This window comes from Pseudomonas citronellolis (genome assembly GCF_029335315.1).
Taxonomy (GTDB): domain Bacteria; phylum Pseudomonadota; class Gammaproteobacteria; order Pseudomonadales; family Pseudomonadaceae; genus Pseudomonas; species Pseudomonas citronellolis_A.
On sequence record NZ_JARJLT010000372.1, the window covers coordinates 1 to 3,670 of the forward strand.

A 3,670-nucleotide genomic window follows, 5' to 3' on the forward strand; every position below is an offset into this window, starting at 1 on the left:
TCTTTTTGCCGAGGAGAACTGGCCGATGGCCTGGTTGAACGGATGGGGCTACCTGCTGCTGGCGGGGGCCTGCGAAGTGCTGTACGCCTCGATCATCCCGCGCACCGAAGGTTTCACCCGGCTCTGGCCGAGCCTGTACTGCGGCGTCTTCCTGGCGCTGAGCATCTACCTGCTGAGCCTGGCGGTGCGCGAGCTGCCGTTGGGCCTGGCCTATGCGGTGTGGGTGGGGATCGGCACCCTCGGCACGGTGGCCTACGGCACGCTGTTCCTGGGTGAGACGCTGGGGGCGCTGAAGGCGCTGTGCCTGGTGATGATCGTGGCGGGAATCGTTGGGCTGAAGCTGGTGGGGGGAGGGGAGGTGGTGTAGGGGGTATCGTGGATACTGTCCCATTCGCGCCATTTTCATATAGGACGCGCTCTGCGCGCGAAATCGCGGGCTACAGAGGGAACGGAGGTGCTGGGTTTGAGAGCGCCCTCTCCCTAACCCTCGGCTACGCGCCCCGCCCTGAAGGGAGAGGGGACCGTTGGGCAGAGCTGGGGGGCTGGAGTTAGCCGGCAACACCGATGGTTTCCGGTTGAAACCAGACCTCCTCTCGGCACGGACTAGCCCCCTCTCCCTTCAGGGAGAGGGCTGGGGAGAGGGGACGGAGTTCATCTCAAGCACAGTTGCTGCCGGCTGGCACCCTTCGCGAGCAAGCTCGCTCCTACGAAAAGCTTGTGCTTACCGGTTCAGGGCTGCTGCAGCATCGCCTGGATCTGCTGCACCGACTCCTGGGTGCGCCGCGCGAGGTTGCGGACTTCGTCGGCGACCACCGCGAAGCCGCGTCCCTGGTCGCCGGCGCGGGCCGCTTCGATGGCCGCGTTGAGCGCCAGCAGGTTGGTCTGTTCGGCGATGGCGCGGATCACCCCGGCGACCTGGGCGATCTGCCCGTAGGTGGTCTGGATGCTCGCCTGTTCGCGTTCGTGCAGGCTGGCGGCGGCCTTCTCGTCGCTGATCTCGCGCACCGCGCCGGTCACGTACAGCAGGCGCCCGCGTTCGTCGCGCAGGCAGCGCCCGCGTTCGCGGAACCACAGCGGGCCACGGGTCTTGTGGCGCATGCGGTACTCCACCACGTAGGAGCCGTCGCCATCGGCGTCGGCCATGGCGGCGCCAAAGGCCTGCATGACGCCCTTGAGGTCGTCCGTGTCGACCACGCCGAAGTAGCTGTCCCAGCCATCCGGGAACTCCTCGCGGCGGTAGCCGATCAGCTCGCGGAACTGCTCGGACCAGCGGATCAGGTTCTGCGGGTGATCGGGGTCGCCATTGACCACGTTCATCGCCCAGCAGCCCTCGGTGAGGGTGCGCTGGGTCAGCGCCCAGACTTCGCCGTCCTCCCGCCACTGGCGGCGCTCGGCCTCCAGCGCTTCGAGCTGGCGCTGCTGCTGGTCGAGTTCCTCGCGCAGGCGGCTATTGTCGTCCTCGGCGGCGCCCAGGCGTTGCGTCAGGGCGGCGTATTCCTCGGCGCTGCACGGCGGCGCCGGCTGCCGCTCGGCGTGCCGGCGGAAGTCCACCAGTTCGCGCCAGTCGCCTTGCAGGCGCTGCAGGCGCCCGAGCAGGCGCGGGTCGCAATCGCGCGGCGGGGCCACGCCGGGGTCGGAGGAAAGCTGGTCGAGCCACTGGCCGAGGTCGTCGGCCAGGGTGCGGGATGCCTTGCTGAACCACATCGGCCGAATCTCCTGGGCTGGGAAGTGGGGGCCCGCGCGCGGCGAGCCGGTGCACGAGGGCCCTTGCAAAACCCTCTCCAGAAGCGCGTCAGGCGCGCACGCGGGTCTTCTCCGGGTCGTAGGCCACGGTACCGGCGCTGACCTTGGCGGGAATGCGCTTCTGCTGGCCGTCGAGCTTGCCCACCTGCACCTCGGTGCCGGGCTCGCAGTAGCCGACGTCGAGCCGGCACAGGGCGATGTTCCTGCCCAGCAGCGGCGAGCGCGTGGCGCTGGTGACCACCCCGACCTGGGCCCGGCCGACGTGCACGCAGTCGCCGTGCTGGGCCGTCTCGTTGCCCGCCAGTTCCAGCCCCACCAGGCGGCGTTGCGGGGCGGCGCTGCGCCGCAACAGGGCGTCCTTGCCGATGAAGTCGGCCTGTTTGCTCTTCAGCGGCACGCAGAAGCCGATGCCGGCCTCGAAGGGGTCGGTCTGGTCGTCGAACTCGTAGCCGGCGAAGATCAGCCCGGCCTCGATGCGCAGCGTGTCCAGCGCGTGCAGGCCCAGCGGCACCAGGCCCAGCGGTTCGCCCAGTTGCCACAGGCGTTGCCACACGGCCATGGCGTCGCGCGGGTGGCACCACAGCTCGTAGCCCAGCTCGCCGGTGTAGCCGGTGCGCGAGACCATCAGCGGCGGGCCGTTGTAGTCGTTGAGGCGGCCGACCAGGAAGCGGAACCAGCCCAGGTCCTCCAGGCGCGGCTGGGTGCCCGGCGTCCAGACCATCTCCTTGAGCAGCGCACGGGCCAGCGGGCCCTGTACGGCGACGTTGTGGATCTGCTCGGAGGCGCTCTTGATCCACACCTTCATGCCGAGCTTCTGCGCCTGTTCGCGCAGCCAGTCGCCGGCGAAATCCTCGCCGCCGATCCAGCGGAAGGCGTCCGGCCCCAGGCGCAGCAGGGTGCCGTCGTCGAGCATGCCGCCGTGCTCGTAGCACAGCGCCGAGTACACCACCTGGCCGACCGCCAGCTTGCGCACGTCGCGGGTCAGGCAGTAGTCCAGCAGGGCTTCGGCGTCGGGCCCGAGCACCTCGAACTTGCGCAGTGCGGAAAGGTCCATCACCGCCACCCGTTCGCGGCAGCCGTGGTATTCCTCGATGGCGCCGTAGCCGTCGAAGTGGGTCGGCGTCCAGAAGCCGCGGTAGTCGACGAACTGCCGGGTGAGGGCGGCGGTGCCGGGGTGGAAGCCGCTCTCGCGGGTCAGCTGCGGGTCGGCGTCGGGCGCCTTGCGATTGGCCATGGCGATACTGAAACGCTCCTTTTCGCTGTAGACGCGGATGTGGATGTCGGTGGGCTGCCAGCCGTTGGCCGGGTCGATGTCGTCCGGGCAGCTGCTGCTGGCGCAGACCAGGTCGGTCATGGCGCGCAGCAGCACGTAGTCGCCGGGGCGCGACCAGGGTTCGTCCAGGGTCAGTTGCTGGTGCGCGTCGACCCCGGTGTTGAAGAAGAAGTTGATCGCCGGCCAGCCGGCGCGGCCGCGCACGCCGTGTTCGGCGAGGGCGCGGCTGAGGTTGTCGCTGCAGTTGGCGTGGCCGAAGTAGCCCTGCGCCTCGTAGTAGCGCGCGGTGCAGGCGAGGGCGAAGGTGTCGTGGCGGCCGACGGTGTCGCGCAGCACTTCCAGCATCGGCTGCAGGTCGCGGTCGTAGAAGCGGCTGAACAGGCCCGGGCCGGGGTAGGCGTTGCCGTTCAGGGTGCGGGTGACGGTGGGGTCGAGGTCGATCTCGCGGCCGGCGTCGAGGCCGCGCCGGTCGAAGGCGACGAAGTCCGAGCACTGGCGGCCGGCGACGTCGAGCACTTGGATGAACTGGCCGGCGGCCACGCTGTAGGCGTTGGCCGTGCCGGGGCGGATGGTGAATTCGTCGACCACCTCGCCCAGCGGCGTCGGCAGCGGCGGGGCGAGCACCCGCCGTGGGTTGGCGCGGTGCACCAGCAG

Annotated in this window: 2 protein-coding genes and 1 pseudogene; 1 reads left to right on the forward strand and 2 read right to left on the reverse strand. The window is 69.8% G+C overall.

Annotated elements, in window-relative coordinates:
* Nucleotides 1-25: 25 nt before the first annotated feature.
* The gene (locus tag P3W75_RS28200; protein WP_276230616.1) at nucleotides 26-367 is read left to right on the forward strand and encodes a DMT family transporter; all 342 of its coding nucleotides are present in this window, start codon (nucleotides 26-28) and stop codon (nucleotides 365-367) included.
* Between the two features lie 368 nt (nucleotides 368-735).
* Here the strand turns inward: P3W75_RS28200 and P3W75_RS31840 are convergent.
* Nucleotides 736-1,704: pseudogene (locus tag P3W75_RS31840) on the reverse strand (methyl-accepting chemotaxis protein); the annotation flags it as partial.
* A gap of 88 nt (nucleotides 1,705-1,792) precedes the next feature.
* The coding region (locus P3W75_RS28215) for a DUF1989 domain-containing protein (protein WP_276230615.1) at nucleotides 1,793-3,670 on the reverse strand (1,878 nt) is incomplete at its 5' end.